The sequence below is a fragment of the Pseudomonas sp. TE12508 genome, assembly GCF_056279485.1.
The window spans coordinates 37,360-51,632 of sequence record NZ_JBWCCN010000026.1 but is presented as its reverse complement, the minus strand read 5'-3'; the positions used below and the strand labels follow the sequence as shown (position 1 = coordinate 51,632).

General features: G+C 57.5%; 19 protein-coding genes. 6 read left to right on the top strand and 13 right to left on the bottom strand.

What is annotated here, in order from left to right; genetic code table 11:
- Positions 1–28 precede the first annotated feature (28 nt).
- The gene (locus ACZ9IM_RS28215) at positions 29–934 is read left to right on the top strand and encodes a LysR family transcriptional regulator (RefSeq protein ID WP_476225647.1); all 906 of its coding nucleotides are present in this window, start codon (positions 29–31) and stop codon (positions 932–934) included.
- A 96-nt stretch (positions 935–1,030) separates the two neighbouring features.
- Here ACZ9IM_RS28215 and ACZ9IM_RS28210 read toward each other — a convergent pair whose 3' ends face one another.
- Genes ACZ9IM_RS28210 through ACZ9IM_RS28180 form a run of 7 tightly spaced genes read right to left on the bottom strand, consistent with a single transcriptional unit; the run spans position 1,031 to position 6,686 of the window.
- Positions 1,031–1,468, bottom strand: coding sequence for a hypothetical protein (locus tag ACZ9IM_RS28210; protein WP_476225646.1), 438 nt, complete (start codon positions 1,466–1,468; stop codon positions 1,031–1,033).
- A 10-nt stretch (positions 1,469–1,478) separates the two neighbouring features.
- The gene (locus ACZ9IM_RS28205; RefSeq protein WP_476225645.1) at positions 1,479–2,312 is read right to left on the bottom strand and encodes an enoyl-CoA hydratase/isomerase family protein; all 834 of its coding nucleotides are present in this window, start codon (positions 2,310–2,312) and stop codon (positions 1,479–1,481) included.
- A 40-nt stretch (positions 2,313–2,352) separates the two neighbouring features.
- Complete coding sequence (locus ACZ9IM_RS28200) at positions 2,353–3,087, bottom strand: nitroreductase family protein (RefSeq protein ID WP_476225644.1); 735 nt, start codon at positions 3,085–3,087, stop codon at positions 2,353–2,355.
- A 4-nt stretch (positions 3,088–3,091) separates the two neighbouring features.
- The gene (locus tag ACZ9IM_RS28195) at positions 3,092–3,922 is read right to left on the bottom strand and encodes an alpha/beta hydrolase family protein (RefSeq protein WP_476225660.1); all 831 of its coding nucleotides are present in this window, start codon (positions 3,920–3,922) and stop codon (positions 3,092–3,094) included.
- Between the two features lie 47 nt (positions 3,923–3,969).
- On the bottom strand, positions 3,970–5,658 hold the full coding sequence (locus ACZ9IM_RS28190) for an AMP-binding protein (RefSeq protein WP_476225643.1): 1,689 nt from the start codon (positions 5,656–5,658) through the stop codon (positions 3,970–3,972).
- Complete coding sequence (locus ACZ9IM_RS28185) at positions 5,655–5,867, bottom strand: hypothetical protein (RefSeq protein WP_476225642.1); 213 nt, start codon at positions 5,865–5,867, stop codon at positions 5,655–5,657. Before ACZ9IM_RS28185 ends, ACZ9IM_RS28190 begins: the two co-directional genes overlap by 4 nt.
- A 21-nt stretch (positions 5,868–5,888) precedes the next feature.
- Positions 5,889–6,686 (bottom strand): crotonase/enoyl-CoA hydratase family protein, encoded by a 798-nt coding sequence (locus ACZ9IM_RS28180; RefSeq protein ID WP_476225641.1) that lies wholly within the window; start codon positions 6,684–6,686, stop codon positions 5,889–5,891.
- Positions 6,687–6,859: 173 nt separating this feature from the next.
- Between ACZ9IM_RS28180 and ACZ9IM_RS28175 the strand changes: the two genes are divergently transcribed.
- Positions 6,860–7,435: a TetR/AcrR family transcriptional regulator gene (locus ACZ9IM_RS28175; protein ID WP_476225640.1), complete on the top strand. Its 576-nt coding sequence runs from the start codon at positions 6,860–6,862 to the stop codon at positions 7,433–7,435.
- Here ACZ9IM_RS28175 and ACZ9IM_RS28170 read toward each other — a convergent pair.
- Positions 7,432–8,043, bottom strand: a complete 612-nt coding sequence (locus ACZ9IM_RS28170; RefSeq protein WP_476225639.1) for a TetR/AcrR family transcriptional regulator — start codon at positions 8,041–8,043, stop codon at positions 7,432–7,434. The genes ACZ9IM_RS28175 and ACZ9IM_RS28170 overlap by 4 nt on opposite strands.
- A 102-nt stretch (positions 8,044–8,145) precedes the next feature.
- Between ACZ9IM_RS28170 and ACZ9IM_RS28165 the strand changes: the two genes are divergently transcribed.
- Both ACZ9IM_RS28165 and ACZ9IM_RS28160 read left to right on the top strand, forming a co-directional pair.
- Positions 8,146–8,541 carry a cupin domain-containing protein gene (locus ACZ9IM_RS28165; protein ID WP_476225638.1) on the top strand — a complete coding sequence of 132 codons (396 nt, stop codon included), beginning with the start codon at positions 8,146–8,148 and terminating at the stop codon, positions 8,539–8,541.
- Positions 8,542–8,925: 384 nt separating this feature from the next.
- Entirely contained in the window at positions 8,926–9,468 is a 543-nt protein-coding gene (locus tag ACZ9IM_RS28160) for a 3-demethoxyubiquinol 3-hydroxylase (RefSeq protein WP_476225637.1), read from the top strand.
- A 145-nt stretch (positions 9,469–9,613) separates the two neighbouring features.
- Here the strand turns inward: ACZ9IM_RS28160 and ACZ9IM_RS28155 are convergent, their stop codons facing one another.
- Genes ACZ9IM_RS28155 through ACZ9IM_RS28145 form a run of 3 tightly spaced genes read right to left on the bottom strand, consistent with a single transcriptional unit; the run spans position 9,614 to position 11,609 of the window.
- On the bottom strand, positions 9,614–10,099 hold the full coding sequence (locus tag ACZ9IM_RS28155) for a MaoC family dehydratase (protein WP_476225636.1): 486 nt from the start codon (positions 10,097–10,099) through the stop codon (positions 9,614–9,616).
- 21 nt (positions 10,100–10,120) lie between these two features.
- Positions 10,121–10,963 carry a 3-methyl-2-oxobutanoate hydroxymethyltransferase gene (gene panB, locus ACZ9IM_RS28150; protein WP_427623442.1) on the bottom strand — a complete coding sequence of 281 codons (843 nt, stop codon included), beginning with the start codon at positions 10,961–10,963 and terminating at the stop codon, positions 10,121–10,123.
- Between the two features lie 28 nt (positions 10,964–10,991).
- A complete protein-coding gene (locus ACZ9IM_RS28145) occupies positions 10,992–11,609 on the bottom strand; it encodes a LysE family translocator (RefSeq protein WP_476225633.1) in 618 nt (205 codons plus the stop codon).
- Positions 11,610–11,797: 188 nt separating this feature from the next.
- On the opposite strand from ACZ9IM_RS28145, the gene ACZ9IM_RS28140 reads away from it, so the two are divergent.
- Entirely contained in the window at positions 11,798–12,250 is a 453-nt protein-coding gene (locus ACZ9IM_RS28140) for an Lrp/AsnC family transcriptional regulator (protein ID WP_008073172.1), read from the top strand.
- Between the two features lie 50 nt (positions 12,251–12,300).
- On the opposite strand, the gene ACZ9IM_RS28135 is transcribed toward ACZ9IM_RS28140, so the two are convergent.
- The gene (locus tag ACZ9IM_RS28135; protein WP_427623445.1) at positions 12,301–12,522 is read right to left on the bottom strand and encodes a hypothetical protein; all 222 of its coding nucleotides are present in this window, start codon (positions 12,520–12,522) and stop codon (positions 12,301–12,303) included.
- Positions 12,523–12,765: 243 nt separating this feature from the next.
- Between ACZ9IM_RS28135 and ACZ9IM_RS28130 the strand changes: the two genes are divergently transcribed.
- On the top strand, positions 12,766–13,779 hold the full coding sequence (locus tag ACZ9IM_RS28130; protein WP_476225632.1) for a GlxA family transcriptional regulator: 1,014 nt from the start codon (positions 12,766–12,768) through the stop codon (positions 13,777–13,779).
- A gap of 101 nt (positions 13,780–13,880) precedes the next feature.
- On the opposite strand, the gene ACZ9IM_RS28125 is transcribed toward ACZ9IM_RS28130, so the two are convergent.
- Positions 13,881–14,261, bottom strand: coding sequence for a RidA family protein (locus ACZ9IM_RS28125; protein ID WP_401176152.1), 381 nt, complete (start codon positions 14,259–14,261; stop codon positions 13,881–13,883).
- Positions 14,262–14,273 lie beyond the last annotated feature (12 nt).

Below are 14,273 nucleotides of genomic sequence, written 5' to 3'. Positions count from 1 at the left end.
CGGCACGGGCTGTACGAGAGCGCGAACAATGCCAACCGATATTCAAGATGTGCAAGCCTTTGTGGCCGTGGTCAATGCTGGCGGGTTTCGCGAAGGGGCGCGGCTCAGCGGAAAATCCGCCTCCAGCCTCAGTGATGCGGTGCGGCGTATGGAGGCCGGGCTAGGTGTGCGCCTGCTTAACCGCACCACCCGCAGCGTAAAACCCACCGAAGCCGGTGCGCGGTTGATGGAGCGCATCGTGCCGGCGCTGGGCGAAGTGGAGTCGGCACTGGATGTAGTCAACGACTTCCGAGACCGCCCCTCCGGCACCTTGAAACTCAACGTGCCCTTGAGCGCGGCGCGGCTAGTGCTGCCATCGATCATCGTCCCGTTCCTGCAAATCTACCCTGACATTCGTCTTGAAGTAATAGCCGAGGAAAGCTTTGTTGATGTACTGGCGGCCGGTTGCGATGCCGGCATTCGCTACGACGAACGCTTGGAACAGGACATGATCGCCGTACCCATCGGCCCGCGCCGGCAACGCTGCGCCACAGCTGCTTCGCCGGCCTACCTCAACGCTCGCGGTCGCCCGCAGCACCCGCGGGATCTGTTGCATCACGCCTGTCTGCGCGGCAAGTTTCCCAGCGGAGCGATGCCGTTGTGGGATTACGAACGCAACGGCGAAACCATCGGCCTCGACCCCACCGGGCCCTTGGTAGTGCGTATCGGTGGTGCTGCCGACCTTGCGGTGCAAGCAGCAGTCGACGGCTTGGGGATCATCCACCTTTTTGAAGACTGGATCCGCCCGCAGCTGGAAAGCGGAGCTTTGGAACCGGTGCTCGAACCTTGGTGGCAAAGTTTCTCCGGCCCCTTTCTCTACTATCCCGGCCGCCGCTACCTGCCCTCACCGCTGAGAGCGTTTGTAGACTTCATCAAAGCGTCGGGAAACCCTTAGCGTGAAGGAGAAGTATTGGTTGAAGGCGTCGTACATGAATACAGGCTCAGGAGGTCAGCACTGTGTGAATGTACGCAGTGCTGACCAAGCAGAGGCTCAGCGTTGCAGCATCAGGTAAACACCGCAAGCCAGCGTGAGGAGTCCTGCCGGGATAGCCGCCAGGGAAATGATGTCGATCAGCCTGGATTGACGGATCACATCTGACAGGTCGTCGTTTTCCGCTGCGGCACGGCGCTTCAGAACCGGCACCAGACAAAGCAGATTGCCGATAACCGCGATGCCGCCGGCAAACACCTTCACGGCATAGATTCCATCGAAGCGTGAAGGCTCGATAAGCAATATCCCGGTCACCAGCACCACGCTGAAGGCCGGCATCTCAAAAAACAAATCAATCTTGCGATGCAGCCTGGCGACGGTGAACCCTTGGCTGCGGCTCTGCGCACGACTTCGCTCGATCAGGTACTCGACCGCGACGATACCCAGCCAGAAGGCCACGGCGAACAGGTGCAGCTGAAGCAGGATGTCGAATCGCATGGTGGTCACCTCAGTCCCTGACCAGGCCAGGTGTTTTGGCCATGGCCTTGGTGGACCGGTCGGGGTGGTCGCGCTCCAGGAATTGGCGCAGCCCCTCACGGGTTTCCTCTTTGTGTATGGAGCGGTTGAAGCATTGCGCCTCGATGCGCAAGCCTTCCGCCAAGGGCTGGCCGTAGCCCCGGACAGCCGCCTCCTTGTCCGAGCGCATGGCAGGTTGGGGCAGGCTGCAGAGAAATTGTGCCAACGCCATCGCTCGTGGCAGCGACTGCCCTGTGGGGACTACCTCATTGGCCAGGCCAATGCTGAGGGCTTCTGCTGCGCAGATGACTTTACCCGTGAGTATCAGCTCCATCGCCCGGCCCATTCCCACTATTCGTGGCAGACGCTGGCTGCCTCCATCGGCGAGACCGATATTCCAACGCCGACAGGTCACGCCAAAGGAGGCGTGTTCTTCGGCAATGCGCATGTCGGCAAAGCACGCCCATTCCAGGCCACCGGCATAGGCTGCACCGTTTACTGCAGCAATCACCGGTTTGTAGATATTGGTCCAGCGGCTGGGGCCGAGAATGCCTGGACGTTCACCGCGGTCGTGTGCGGCAATTTCGTCCGGGCTACTGGGTGCCAAATCAAAACCTGCTTCAAGATCACCACCGGCACAGAACGCCTTGTCGCCGGTACCGGTGATGATGGCGACCAGAGCCTCGGGATCGTCCCGAAAGCGGGTCCAGGCCTCTACCAGTTCCAGGTGGGTGGTGGGGCCGATGCAGTTGCGCTTCTCCGGGCGATTGAAACGGATGACTCTTATCGGGCCATGCACTTCGTATTCGATCTCAAGAAAGGCCATAACGGGTAGTCCTCTTGTTGTTTTCAGCCGTTGGGATGGGTCAATGCCACGTCACGTTTTGGCCGAGAGGAAAGCGTAATCGGGGATTACGAATCGCACGCTCTCCCGGCATTCCCACCGCCAGTAGCATGATGGGAATAGCGTCTTTAGAAAGGGGCAATACCTTGTGCAAGCGCTTCACATCGAAGCCCTCCATGGGGCAGGTGCTGTAGCCGTGGCTCTGGAATGCCAGCATCAGGTTCTGTGCCGCCAGCGCTGTCGATTTCACCGCCCAGAGTTGCATTTGCGCCAGACTGTTGGGGCTGCGCATGATGGGCCGCTTGTAACCGAGCAGCCTTACCATCTGGCGTTTGATAAAACCACGCCAGCCCATCCAGCCCTGGTTGTACTGGTAGGGAGCCGCTCTCTTGTAGAACTGATCAATTACTCTGGGCACCGCAGGTTCAGGCCATAGTTTGAGCACGTCCGCACAGGCCTGCTCCCAAGCGTCCGTTCGTGCCAGAACAGCAATGATCAAGGGGGCCTTCGCGGCACTTTGTCCAAGGCAAACCGACTGCAGTTGTTGGAGACAGGCTGGATCACGCACTACTTGGAAAGACCATGGCTGCAGGTTGCAGGAACTGGGGGCCAGCGTCGCAAGTTCCAGACAGTCTCGGATGATCGCTTCGGGGACTGCTTCAGCCGTGAACTGGCGTGCAGCTCGCCGGCTTTCCACCAAGGTGCGAAATGTCGTTGCGGACTCCGAAAATTTCGAATGAGGTGCCAGTGAATTCATGTTTTCAGGCCTCGGCCAGACAGTGCTGAGTCGCAGCTGCGGATTTTTGAGCGGCGAGCCAGTCGAGTACTTCGTTCCAAATCGGTATGGCAGATGGGCGGAAGTAGCCCATGTGACCGATCGGGCTCTTCCTTGATTCAGGCTGCAGATCCCGTGTGCGTATTGCTGCATTGCAATAGCCTTTTACAAACGCATCGCGTGACACTGGCGGGGCCCACGGGTCATCTACGGCGTTGGAGAACACACAGGGTATGCGCACCTCTGCATAGAGTTGTGCGATAGCAGCCATTGACGGGTCGTCGAAGAAATAATGAGGAAAGGCGCACCAGCGTCGCCAATCTTTGTAGACACCGAGTGGCAGGTCATCGCCCATTCCCAGCAGACTCCAGGCCATATAGCCCTTGCGCGCGACGATCAGCGGCAAAATGACCGACCACAGCAAGCGAACCTTGAATGCCTCGAATTTGGGCATCCACCCAGTCCATCCGGCACCGGTACCGAAGCAGTAGGCTGCAGTGATCTTATGATGGTTCGGCAGCAGACCCAGAGCATGCCCACCAAAGGAGTGACCGATCCAATACAGGGGAGTCGTACCATCGTCCATGTGTTCGACGACGGCCGCCAGATCGAGAAATCCCCAATCCAGATATGACATCTCGAAACCTTTGAGGCGTTTGGGTCTGGACTTTCCAATACCTCGGTAATCGACCGTCATGACGTTGAAGCCCTGCTTGCTGGCGTGCTCGGCAAAGCGGCGATAGAAGCGCTGTTGTACACCCGTTGCGCCCGCCATGATGAGGTTGCCCTTCAATGCCCCTTGTGCTGAATAGCGCATGGCGGCGAGGCGGTAGCCGTCGTCGGCCACTAGCGTGAGCTGATCAATCACCGAGAAAACTCCTGCGGTTTTGCACCGACCAGTTCTTTGCGCAGAATCTTGCCCACATTGCTCTTGGGCAAGTCGTCCAGGAAGATGATGCGACGAGGACGTTTGTAGCTGACCAGATGCTTCTCGCAGTGTGCAATCACGTGGATCTCCTCCAGATAGGGTTGGCGACGAACGACGTAGGCGATGGGTATCTCTCCGGCCTTCTCGTCAGGGGCCGACACGACCGCCGACTCCATCACCCCAGGGTGAGCGTTCAGAACTCGCTCGATCTCCGAGGGGAAGACTTTGAATCCCGAGGAAATGATCATTTCCTTCTTGCGGTCGACCAGGCGCAGATAGCCATCCGGGTCGAAGAGACCGATATCCCCTGTGCGAAAGAAGCCATCACGGGTGAATGCAGATGTGTTTTCCTCAGGCCGTCGCCAGTAACCGGCCATGACGGCTGGGCTGCGTACGCAGATTTCTGCGTCCCCAATGGTGACCTCGTCGCCTGCGTCATCGCGTAGGGAAATTTCAATTCCCGCTACTGGCAAACCTACCGAGCCGGGGCGTGAGCGTCCGGCCGGGTTGCAGGAAATCAGTCCTGTTTCTGTCATCCCGTAGGCTTCGGTGATATGGCAGCCGGTGATCCGGTGCCAGAGTTTGGCCGTGGACTCGCTGACCGGCATGCCCGCACCGAGGCAGAGAGCGAGATCGGTAAAGTCCTGCGAGTGGAACTCTTCATTCTCCAGGAGCGAGTTGTAGAGGGTGTTGACGCCGGGGAAACTGCTTACGCGGTGCCGGGACCATTCTTTGACAAACGCCGTGGTATCGCGTGGATTCATCACCAACACCGCTTTGCCGCCCTTGGCCAAGGTGAAGAACAGATTGCCCAGACCGAGGATGTGGTAGAGCGGCACGGCCAGCAGCAGTACGTAGTCGCACTCGGTCTTGCCCTGAAGGTGCAGTCGAAGAGCTGAACATTGCTGGGCAACATTGAATAGCAGCGCCCGATGAGTGATCGGCACGCCTTTCGGTTGGCCTGTCGTACCGCCACTGTAGATCATGAAAGCCGTCTGCTCGGCCGTTATGGGCGAGCGCTTGGTTAGACCGCAAGCACGAGTCGCCACGACCCTTCGCCAGGCAATAGCACCTTCGACACGGACGGATTCAGCACTCAGGCGTCGACGCACCACCCAATTGACTAGCGGGCGCCGCCAGCCCAGCAAGTCGCCAGGGGCGACCCGCACGGCAATGCTTACACCAGCCTCGCGCATGGCATGCTGAACACCCAGGCTCATGGGCTCGAAGAGAAATACGGCTTTGACCTCACTGTCCTTGAAAACTTGAGCCAGCTCCTGCGCCGTATACAAAGGGTTCACGCACACGGCGGTGCAGCCTGCCCGGATGATCCCCAGGCATGCCACGGGATGGGCGAGCATGTTCGGTAACGCAATGGCAACCCGAGCTCCAGGTTGCAGTCCCTGATTGATCAGCCAGGTCGCTACCGAAGCGCTCAAATTCTGCAGTTCCTCATAGCTGATGCTGGCACCCAGAGCGGAAAGGGCCGGCGCATGAGGAGTCCTTGCTGCGCTGCGATGCAGCAGTTCATCGATGGTTGCGACGCCGAGGTCGGGAAGCTCATCGCTATCCTGCAGGGTGCTGACCAGCTTCAGTTCTTTATTGTTTTTTCTGGTGCGATTCATCTGCGGTCTGTCTTGGCGGAGTTGGATCGGTTCGATTTCAGGGGCAGCAGCGGTTCTTGGGTGAGTTCGGCACCGACCTCCAGAGTGGCCCAGAACAGGCCGGCGTCGATAGGGTGGTGCTCTGGAAGCAGAGGCAACAGTTCTGAAAGCTGAAGAACCTTGCGAACGAGGAGGTTGAACTCCTCCAATGGTGCTTGGCACTGCAGCATTTCTTGCCCCTGACTTATCCGTTAACGGCCTTTGAATACCGGTGCACGTTTCTGCATCATCGCCATGACGCCTTCACGCACGTCTTCGCTCTTGATCAGCGTGAACAGCAGTTCGTTGAGCTTGGAGAGTGCAGCGTCATCACCTTCATCGCGCGCCTGGAAAGCCGACTGCAGCGTGGCCTTGATGGCCAGCGGTGCCGCTTTGGCGATGCTCTCGGCATATTCGATGGCGCGCACCCGCTCTTGGCCGGGCTCAACGACCTCGGTCAGCAAACGCATGGCCAACGCCTCGTCAGCCCCAAACTCTTCGCCGGTCAACATGTAGCGCATGGCGTTGGTCCAGCCTGCAGCCTGGGTAAAGCGCACGGTGGAGCCACCGGACGGCGGAATGCCGCGCAGTACTTCCAGGTGGGCGAAGCGGGTATTGCTGGCGGCAATCGCGATGTCGGCGTTGAGCACCAGTTCGATGCCGGCGGTCCAGCAAGTGCCTTGCACGGCGAGTACCACTGGCTTAGTGCGGCGCGGTTTCGAGACGCCCCATGGATCGATGCCTTCATCCGGATATTTGAAGCCACCCGATGCCAGCTTCGGCGTCAGCTCCATCAGATCGAGTCCGGCTGTGAAGTGCGCACCGTGAGCGAACACGACGGCGCAACGCATCTCATCGTTGCGTTCGTATTCGCCCAAGGCTAGAGCCAGGTCGTTCAACATCGCGCTATCGAAAGCATTACGTTTGCCAGCCCGGTCCAGGCCGATAAGGAACAGATGATCACGCTGCTCTCGGGTGACGCGACCCGGACCGCTGTTTGCTTCGCTCATTGGAGGCATCTCCTGGTTGTATGAGAGGGTGTTGCCTGTTTCTTCAGGCAAGCCTAGTAACCTACCGAACGTTCGGTTACTAGAAACTAAACAAACATTCGGTAACCGTCAAATTGAGACACCAACGCTTATGACGTAGAATCAATCTGCATGATTTAGAGTAGGAGTTGCCCGTGCGCCCACTGAAAATTCCACGTGATGAGCTTCTGCAGCGCTGCGCCAACACCTTCAAACGTTTTGGCTACCACGGCACCACTATGGATGTGTTGTCGTCTGCATGCGGCCTGACCAAGGCGTCTTTCTATCACCACTATCCCAACAAGGAAGCGCTCCTGCGGGACGTGCTGGACTGGACGCACGAGCGATTGAAACAGACGCTGTTCTCCATCGCGTTCGATGAAAGCCTGGATGTGCAAGAACGACTCACACGCATGGGGCGCAAGGCAAAGAGGCTCTTTCAAGACGACTCTATTGGTTGTCTCATGGGTGTCGTTGCGGTCGATGCCACTTATGGAAAGACAGAGCTGATGGGACCGATCCGGCGCTTTCTGGATGACTGGACTGCGGCGTTCGCCCAGCTCTATAGCGTCGCCCACAGTCAAGCTGAGGCGCAAAGTTTGGCGCGGCAACTCGTAGCCGATTTTGAGGGGGCAATTTTGCTGGCTCGGATCTACGGCGATCCGAGTTACATCGATGCAGTGACCGCCCGGGGGCTCCGTCAGTTGGAGCCCGTTGGCGCTGGTGTCTAGGCTAGCTCCCGCTCAAAACTCTGCTTAAGCTCCTGCCAGATGAGATCGAGCGGCGTCGCGCTACGCGCAGCTCTGCAGAGAGCCACGGACCCCTCGATAGAAGCAATTGCCAACAGTGCAAGACTATGCGAGCGGACGGCAGTCACTCCAGCCTGCTGTAGAGCTCCGGCAACGATTTCTCTCCATTCCCCGAAGATTGCATTGGCCTGATCCAGAAGCTGCTGCTGGATCTGCGCTTCCAGCTCGGGAGCAGACTCCCCGCGCTGGTCGGACGTGTACTGCTCAACCGCTACGGCCAACACCGCACAGCCAGCCTGGAAAGCTGTCTCTTCAAGCATTTTTCGCCACAAAGCAACGAATAGTTCCATACCTTTCACTGGCCCATGTTTGCTCAAAAGCAGTGTTAGCGGCTCGCTGACTTCCCGGCCGGCATGTTCAACAGCAGCTTCAAGTAATTGGCGCTTACCGCCGGGGAAATGGTGGGCGATGGACCCGCGAGGGGTGTTCGAGTGGCGCACAACCTCACGCATGCTGGTCGCTGTCATGCCCTTACGGCGCAGCAGATCCGCTGCCCCAACGATCATTCGGTCACGCGTAGAAGTGCTCATCTGAAAATTATGCCATCCGTCATATTCTGGTGTAGTCTGAGATTCGACTATGCCACTTGTCATAGCCGCTATCCACCTCTTCCGATACGAGGCAACAAAAAAATGACAACTCGTCCTACGCTTCCCAACCCGATCGACTCCGTAGCGCTGGCATCCCTGAACGCACCCGACGGCTGGCTTGAATACCCGCTGGGTGATGATGTGATCGAAGGCAATCCCGATACCCGGATGAAACTTCTTCGTACTGTCGGCGTGAAAACTCCATACAAAGTCGTGGCATTCTTCACTTCACAACCTTCGAAGTTCGATTGGCGCTTCGACAATGATGAAGCTTTCGTGCTGATCGAAGGACGCATTGCTATCACTATGGATACAGGGGAACGATTCGAGATGACGGCGGGCGATGCTGTTTCGATTCCGGCAGGGCACACGGGGGTCTGTGAGGTACTTGAATTCAGCCGTAAATTCACTGTGGTTACCAGCGGAACCGTTGACTGATTTAGCTCGGATGTATCGTGGGTTCAGGCTGACTTGATACGTGGCCTGAACCCCAGTCTTGCGCGGAAGTGAGATTGAATCGGCCGTGATTTTGTAGGCCCGCGAAGGGCCGCTATTGGCCGATTCTATTGAAAAAGTCGGTTCTTCCAGACGGCCCGCATCCTGACCGCTGAAAACGCCTTTTTTGCGCGCCGCTACGCGAAATCTGAGCCCGGAATCCTCGTTCAATGTAAAGATTTCAATCTCAAACGCGTACTTTTCTACCGTGGAAACCAGGGCCGACTTGCGAACTCACTTGCTTATCTGCTTGGCGTTACAGCACGATGCTGGCTCAAGAGCAAGGACAGGCCCGATGACCAAGCCCCTCGAACAAGAAATCTCAATGTGAATTCACCAGACTACACGGCTAAGGGCGAAGACCTCGGCAACCGCATGATGAAGGTCGACTATGCGGGCGAGCATGGCGCGATCTGTATCTACAGTGGACAGTTGTTTATGGCTAGGCTTTTCGTCCCGGGCATGGTGAATGAACTCAAGGAGTTCCTCTCCCACGAGCGCCGCCATCGAACGGTTTTTCAGGAGGAGCTGCAACGTCGCAATTATCCCCGCTGCCGTAGTTATTGGTTGTGTGGCATCGGCGGTCTGGCGTTGGGTCTGGTTACTGGCATCTGTGGCCGCAAAGCCATTGTCGCTACTACCGTCGCGGTTGAAAGTGTGGTGCTCAAGCACCTGGCTCATCAACTTGATGTGCTGGGCGATATCGATCTCCACGCGGTGGCGGCCATCACTTCGATTGTGGAGGAGGAGCAGCACCATCATGACCACTCAGCAGCGCAGATTGATGTGCGCGATCCCTGGTTCAGGGTACTGACACCGATGGTGACTGCATGGACTGAAGCGGTAATCTGGATGGGTATGCGTTCTTAGAAAGCAGGTGTAATTATCCCGTTTCACTACCGCAATCTTTTAGACAAATGACTGACCCCTTCTGGCCGGTTACTGCCCGTGGCGAGAGGCAGAAACTGGCCGAAAACCGCCGGTTTAAGTAAGGGCAGCTCTCAACCCATGGCGATCATCTATCAGAACGCGCCACCCCATTCGTGGGATCACCCTCGGCCAGCATCTGCCTCATGATTTCCCGCTCCTGCGGGCCAGGCAAAACGCCGCTGGTTTCTCCTTCCAGCACGGTAATGCCGTCCTCGTTGGTCATCGTGACAACCGCCGTCGCACGACCTTTGTCATCCATGTCCTTGATGAGCCAATGGCAAGTGACGGTATCCCCTGGATAAACGGGGCGCTTGAAGTGGAATGTCATCGCTGAGGCCAGCCAGCCAATCTGGCCGCCGATTTCAGTCATCAGGCTGGCCGTCAGCAGGCCATGAGAAACCGGCGCTTTAAAGCGTCGGGCTTCGGCGAAACGCGCATCGAAATGCACCGGATTGTAGTCGCGGGAGATCTGCGCGAAGTGCTGGATATCTTCCTGCGTGAAGCAGCGGGAGAGGGTGAAGCTGTCACCTGTTTGAAGCCCTTCGGCTGCGCGCTGTCTGAAGCTTTTCATTGAAGTCCCTTGTACTGTCGACTAGAAGGAATGCTCGGTCCCTGGAAAGTCGCCCGCTTGCACATCGCCGGTGAAGTCGCGCGCGGCCCCGAGCAGCACGCCCCGCATGTCGGCGTATTGTTTGACAAACCTGGGCAGAGGCCCGGTGCGCAACCCCGCCATGTCCTGCCAAACCAATACTTGAGCGTCACAACCGTTGCCGGCGCCAATGCCGACGGTAGGAATCGAAACGGCGGCAGTGATGCGTGCAGCGACTTCAGCGGGCACCATTTCAATGAGCAGCGCGAAGGCGCCGGCGGTCTCGAAGGCGCGGGCACTCTCGATCAGTCGCTGCGCATTGTCACCTCGTCCTTGAACACGATAGCCACCGAGTTGATGCTCGGCTTGCGGGGTAAAGCCGATGTGAGCCATTACCGGAATCCCCGAGCGGGTGAGTTTCTCGACTTGCGGCAGCATCTCAACGTCACCCTCGATTTTCACCGCATGGGCGCCACCTTCCTTCATGAAGCGCACGGCGGTGTGGAAACACTGCTCGGCAGAGGCCTGGTAGGAGCCGAAGGGCAGGTCGGCAATCACCAAAGGTCTACGGGTTGATCGGGTGACGGCGCGTACCAGTGGAATAAGCTCGTCAACCGTGACGGGGAGCGTGGATTCATAACCGTAGACGTTGTTGGATGCCGAGTCGCCCACCAGCAGAACAGGAATGCCGGCCTCTTCGAAAATCGTGGCCGTGTACATGTCGTAGGCAGTCAGCATCGCCCATTTCTGACCCCGCACTTTCATCTGTTGCAGATGAGGAATCCGGATACGTGATTTCACATTCGACACTTCGTTGTTGCCGTAAGGCGAGAAGGTGTCACTCATTATCTTTTCCTCCGAGATGAATAAACGATCAGCGCAAAATCTGATCGATAAACAACAGCACCGCGATAATGACCATCACCGCTCCCGAAAGCCGACTGACCACTTGAGCCGCTACGGGACGTGCCTGCAACACGATTCGAGAGCCGAAACCCACCAGCAGATAGACCACACCACAACTGAACGCGTGGAGAAGGCCTAACGCGATGATCTGCATCGGCACCGGCCAAGAGGCTGTCGGGTCAGTGAATTGAGGCAATAACGCCAGGAACAGCAGAAAGACCTTGGGATTGAGGCCGCTCACGCAAAGCCCTTTAAAGGTCCAGCGCGCCCAGGAGGCGGATTCCTGGACTTGTCCCGCGCGAGGAACCGAGGGATGCACAAGCATGTTGATGCCCAGCCATAGCAGATACCCAGCACCGCCCACGGTAAGCACCGAAAGGGCAATGGGGTTGCTCGCAACAAGTCCGCCGACACCGGCCGCCACGACTAGCGTGGCGACTAAATGCCCGATCAACAGCCCGGCCACGGCGGGCATCACGACACGCCCAAACAACCCCGCCGATATCGCGTACGCCCAATCCGCCCCCGGTGTAATCACAAACAAAAACGACACAGCCCAGAATGCGGCGAGAACACTAAGGGTCATATTCGCCACCTTCTTATTTCAACGGGTACTTGCATGTTTCTATCTCGCAGACATTGAGAGTCGGTCCGACTTTTTTCAAAAAGTACGGACGATCAGTCATAAAGTTCACGGAAAGAATAATTGAAACAGGCTAGAATATTTTCTCTATTATTCCCGTCTGGATATCGCGTTGAGGGAGATTCTTCTATATGGACAGGATTGATCTGAAAATTCTTGCCGAGCTTCAGGCGGACGGGCGCCTGTCGGTGACTGAGCTGGCAGAGCGGGTCGGTCTTAGCCTGTCCCCATGCCATCGTCGGGTGCGTGCCCTGGAGGAATCAGGCGTGATTCTGGGTTATCGCGCACAGCTCGCTCCCGCCGCGCTCGGCCTTAACTTTTCGGCAATGGTGTTTGCGACGCTTCGCGAGGGAGATCGCCGGGCGGTTGAAGCATTCGAGGTGGCGCTTCAGGCGATCCCCCAGATAGTGGAGGCTCAAAGGCTTTTTGGAGAGCCGGACTACCTTCTCCATGTCGTCACCGGAGATCTGCCAGCGTTCCAGCAGCTTTACGATGAGCGCCTTTCCACGTTGCCTAACGTTCAGCGCCTGACATCCACCCTGGTGATGAAACGAGTCATTCAAGACCGTTCGCTTCCTCTGTGACTTGAGCAAGTTTCATCGTCGACAGGCGATCCGAAGGCCTCGCCCCTTCGCTAATTACCGTCCGCCACCTTGCGTTCTATCTCCGCTATTTTTCGCCTGAGCTCTTCAGCCTCCAGCTCCTGAGTGTGAGTTTGATTCACACCTTCGGCGTCACTGTCGCTGTCCTCAAGCTCGCTTTCGACCACATCGTCGGGTTTGCCAGACGTATCGGTAGGCGGGACGTTCGAGGTCGTTTCTGATTCGTCGTCATTCACACGGTCATCATTGTTCATTTCGCTTACCTCCATTGGCCTATAAATTGGATTCAGCGGTATGGAAGGAGTTCGGGTTTTTCAGCCTTATGACGCGGTTCAATGCTTGCCGTTTTCAGCCATTGCCATCTGTCGTTTTTTTTGTTCGCTTTTGCGCACTAATTGAGAACGACCCCTAGGGCTTTGTGAGCTTGTGCAGGTAGCATGACGCCTTATAAGCGCACCAAATGACAGACTGGCTAACGTAACCGAGTGGGTCGAACATTGATCGAACGACGTCAATTCAGCGGAGGCATGAAGGGGAAAAACCTCCGCTATCTGAATGAAAACCCTGGCGAGCCTGCTCGAATGACTCGGGCGGGCTTTTTGCTGCTCGAGCATTTCTCGCTGCCCGCGTTCACGCAAGCGCTGGACACGATTGTCACCGCGAATCTTCTACGCCCCGGATTGTTCTCTTCCCGAACGTTCGGCTTGAATGAGGGGGAGGTCGTCAGCGACCTGGGCCTGGTCATTCGGCCGGATGCACGTATCAACTCTTCAGCCATTCACGACCTGGACCTGCTGGTCATTTGCGGCGGTTACAGGACAGAACTGAAGGCGACTGATGAGCTCATCAGCCTGTTGCGAGCGGCGGCAGATCAGGGTGTCATTCTGGCCGGGTTGTGGAATGGTGCATGGTTCCTGGGCAGCGCAGGCTTGCTCGATGGATACCGTTGCGCCATTCACCCCGAACATCGCCCCGCACTCGCGGAAATCTCCAAGGCGACGCACGTCACCAGTGAGCCCTATGTGATTGATCGAGACCGGCTCACCGCGTCCAGTCCCTCTGGGGCATTTCATATGGCGTTGGACTGGATCAAGGAACTGCACGATAAAGCCCTGGTCGAGGGTATCGAGGACATTCTTGCTTTCGAGGAGTCTCGCTACCGGCGCATCAAACCGGCTGAAAATATTTGTGTGAGCGCGCCATTGCGAGAGGTGGTCAAGCTGATGGACGCCAACCTCGAAGAGCCTCTGGAGCTGGAGCAACTGGCGGTCTACGCGGGCCGTTCCCGGCGACAACTCGAACGCTTGTTCAAGGAGCAACTCGGGACAACGCCGCAGCGATATTACATGGAGCTGCGCATCACCGAAGCGCGTCGACTCCTTCAACACACAGAGCTGTCTCAGGTAGACGTGCTGGTTGCCTGTGGCTTTGTGTCGCCCAGTCATTTCAGCAAATGCTATAGCTCGTACTTTGGCTACAGGCCTTCCAAGGAAAAACGGCTGGTCAAATAAACACTGCGTGCATCACTCATTCCTGACGGCGCAAACCTGCCGTTGGGAATGAGTGATGCAGTGGCGGCCGCTCGCTGGAGCAGTGCCACCAGTCCGCAGATTCAGCCCTTGGCCGCCATCGCAGTGACTTCCACGCGCATACCTTCGACGGCCAGAGAGGCCACGCCAACGGCGGCGCGAACCGGCCAGGGCTTGGCGAAGAAGCGCTTGTAGACTTCGTTGAAGGCGGCGCGATCGGCCATGTCAGTGAGGTAGATGGTCAGATGCAGCACCCGGTCCATGGAACTGCCGGCAAGCTCCAACGCTACCTTGAGCGCTTGCAGAGTGCATTCACTCTGCTCGGCGATGCCACCCAGTTCCAGACTGCCGTCGGCGCGGGTAGGGATCTGAGTGGAGACCAACAGGCCGCCGAAACCGGCGACGTCGGAGGAGATGGATTCCGGGTCCGGGTCGGGGAGAAAGGTAATGTCGCGATTTGCCATGAGGGTTCTCTT

Excerpts from the sequence above, each read along its gene's own strand:
- ACZ9IM_RS28215 (WP_476225647.1), top strand. The coding sequence starts at position 29 with ATGCCAACCGATATTCAAGATGTGCAAGCCTTTGTGGCCGTGGTCAAT.
- ACZ9IM_RS28210 (WP_476225646.1), bottom strand. The coding sequence starts at position 1,468 with ATGCGATTCGACATCCTGCTTCAGCTGCACCTGTTCGCCGTGGCCTTC.
- ACZ9IM_RS28205 (WP_476225645.1), bottom strand. The coding sequence starts at position 2,312 with ATGGCCTTTCTTGAGATCGAATACGAAGTGCATGGCCCGATAAGAGTC.
- ACZ9IM_RS28200 (WP_476225644.1), bottom strand. The coding sequence starts at position 3,087 with ATGAATTCACTGGCACCTCATTCGAAATTTTCGGAGTCCGCAACGACA.
- ACZ9IM_RS28195 (WP_476225660.1), bottom strand. The coding sequence starts at position 3,922 with ATGCGCTATTCAGCACAAGGGGCATTGAAGGGCAACCTCATCATGGCG.
- ACZ9IM_RS28190 (WP_476225643.1), bottom strand. The coding sequence starts at position 5,658 with ATGAATCGCACCAGAAAAAACAATAAAGAACTGAAGCTGGTCAGCACC.
- ACZ9IM_RS28185 (WP_476225642.1), bottom strand. The coding sequence starts at position 5,867 with ATGCTGCAGTGCCAAGCACCATTGGAGGAGTTCAACCTCCTCGTTCGC.
- ACZ9IM_RS28180 (WP_476225641.1), bottom strand. The coding sequence starts at position 6,686 with ATGAGCGAAGCAAACAGCGGTCCGGGTCGCGTCACCCGAGAGCAGCGT.
- ACZ9IM_RS28170 (WP_476225639.1), bottom strand. The coding sequence starts at position 8,043 with ATGAGCACTTCTACGCGTGACCGAATGATCGTTGGGGCAGCGGATCTG.
- ACZ9IM_RS28165 (WP_476225638.1), top strand. The coding sequence starts at position 8,146 with ATGACAACTCGTCCTACGCTTCCCAACCCGATCGACTCCGTAGCGCTG.
- ACZ9IM_RS28155 (WP_476225636.1), bottom strand. The coding sequence starts at position 10,099 with ATGAAAAGCTTCAGACAGCGCGCAGCCGAAGGGCTTCAAACAGGTGAC.
- panB (WP_427623442.1), bottom strand. The coding sequence starts at position 10,963 with ATGAGTGACACCTTCTCGCCTTACGGCAACAACGAAGTGTCGAATGTG.
- ACZ9IM_RS28145 (WP_476225633.1), bottom strand. The coding sequence starts at position 11,609 with ATGACCCTTAGTGTTCTCGCCGCATTCTGGGCTGTGTCGTTTTTGTTT.
- ACZ9IM_RS28140 (WP_008073172.1), top strand. The coding sequence starts at position 11,798 with ATGGACAGGATTGATCTGAAAATTCTTGCCGAGCTTCAGGCGGACGGG.
- ACZ9IM_RS28135 (WP_427623445.1), bottom strand. The coding sequence starts at position 12,522 with ATGAACAATGATGACCGTGTGAATGACGACGAATCAGAAACGACCTCG.
- ACZ9IM_RS28125 (WP_401176152.1), bottom strand. The coding sequence starts at position 14,261 with ATGGCAAATCGCGACATTACCTTTCTCCCCGACCCGGACCCGGAATCC.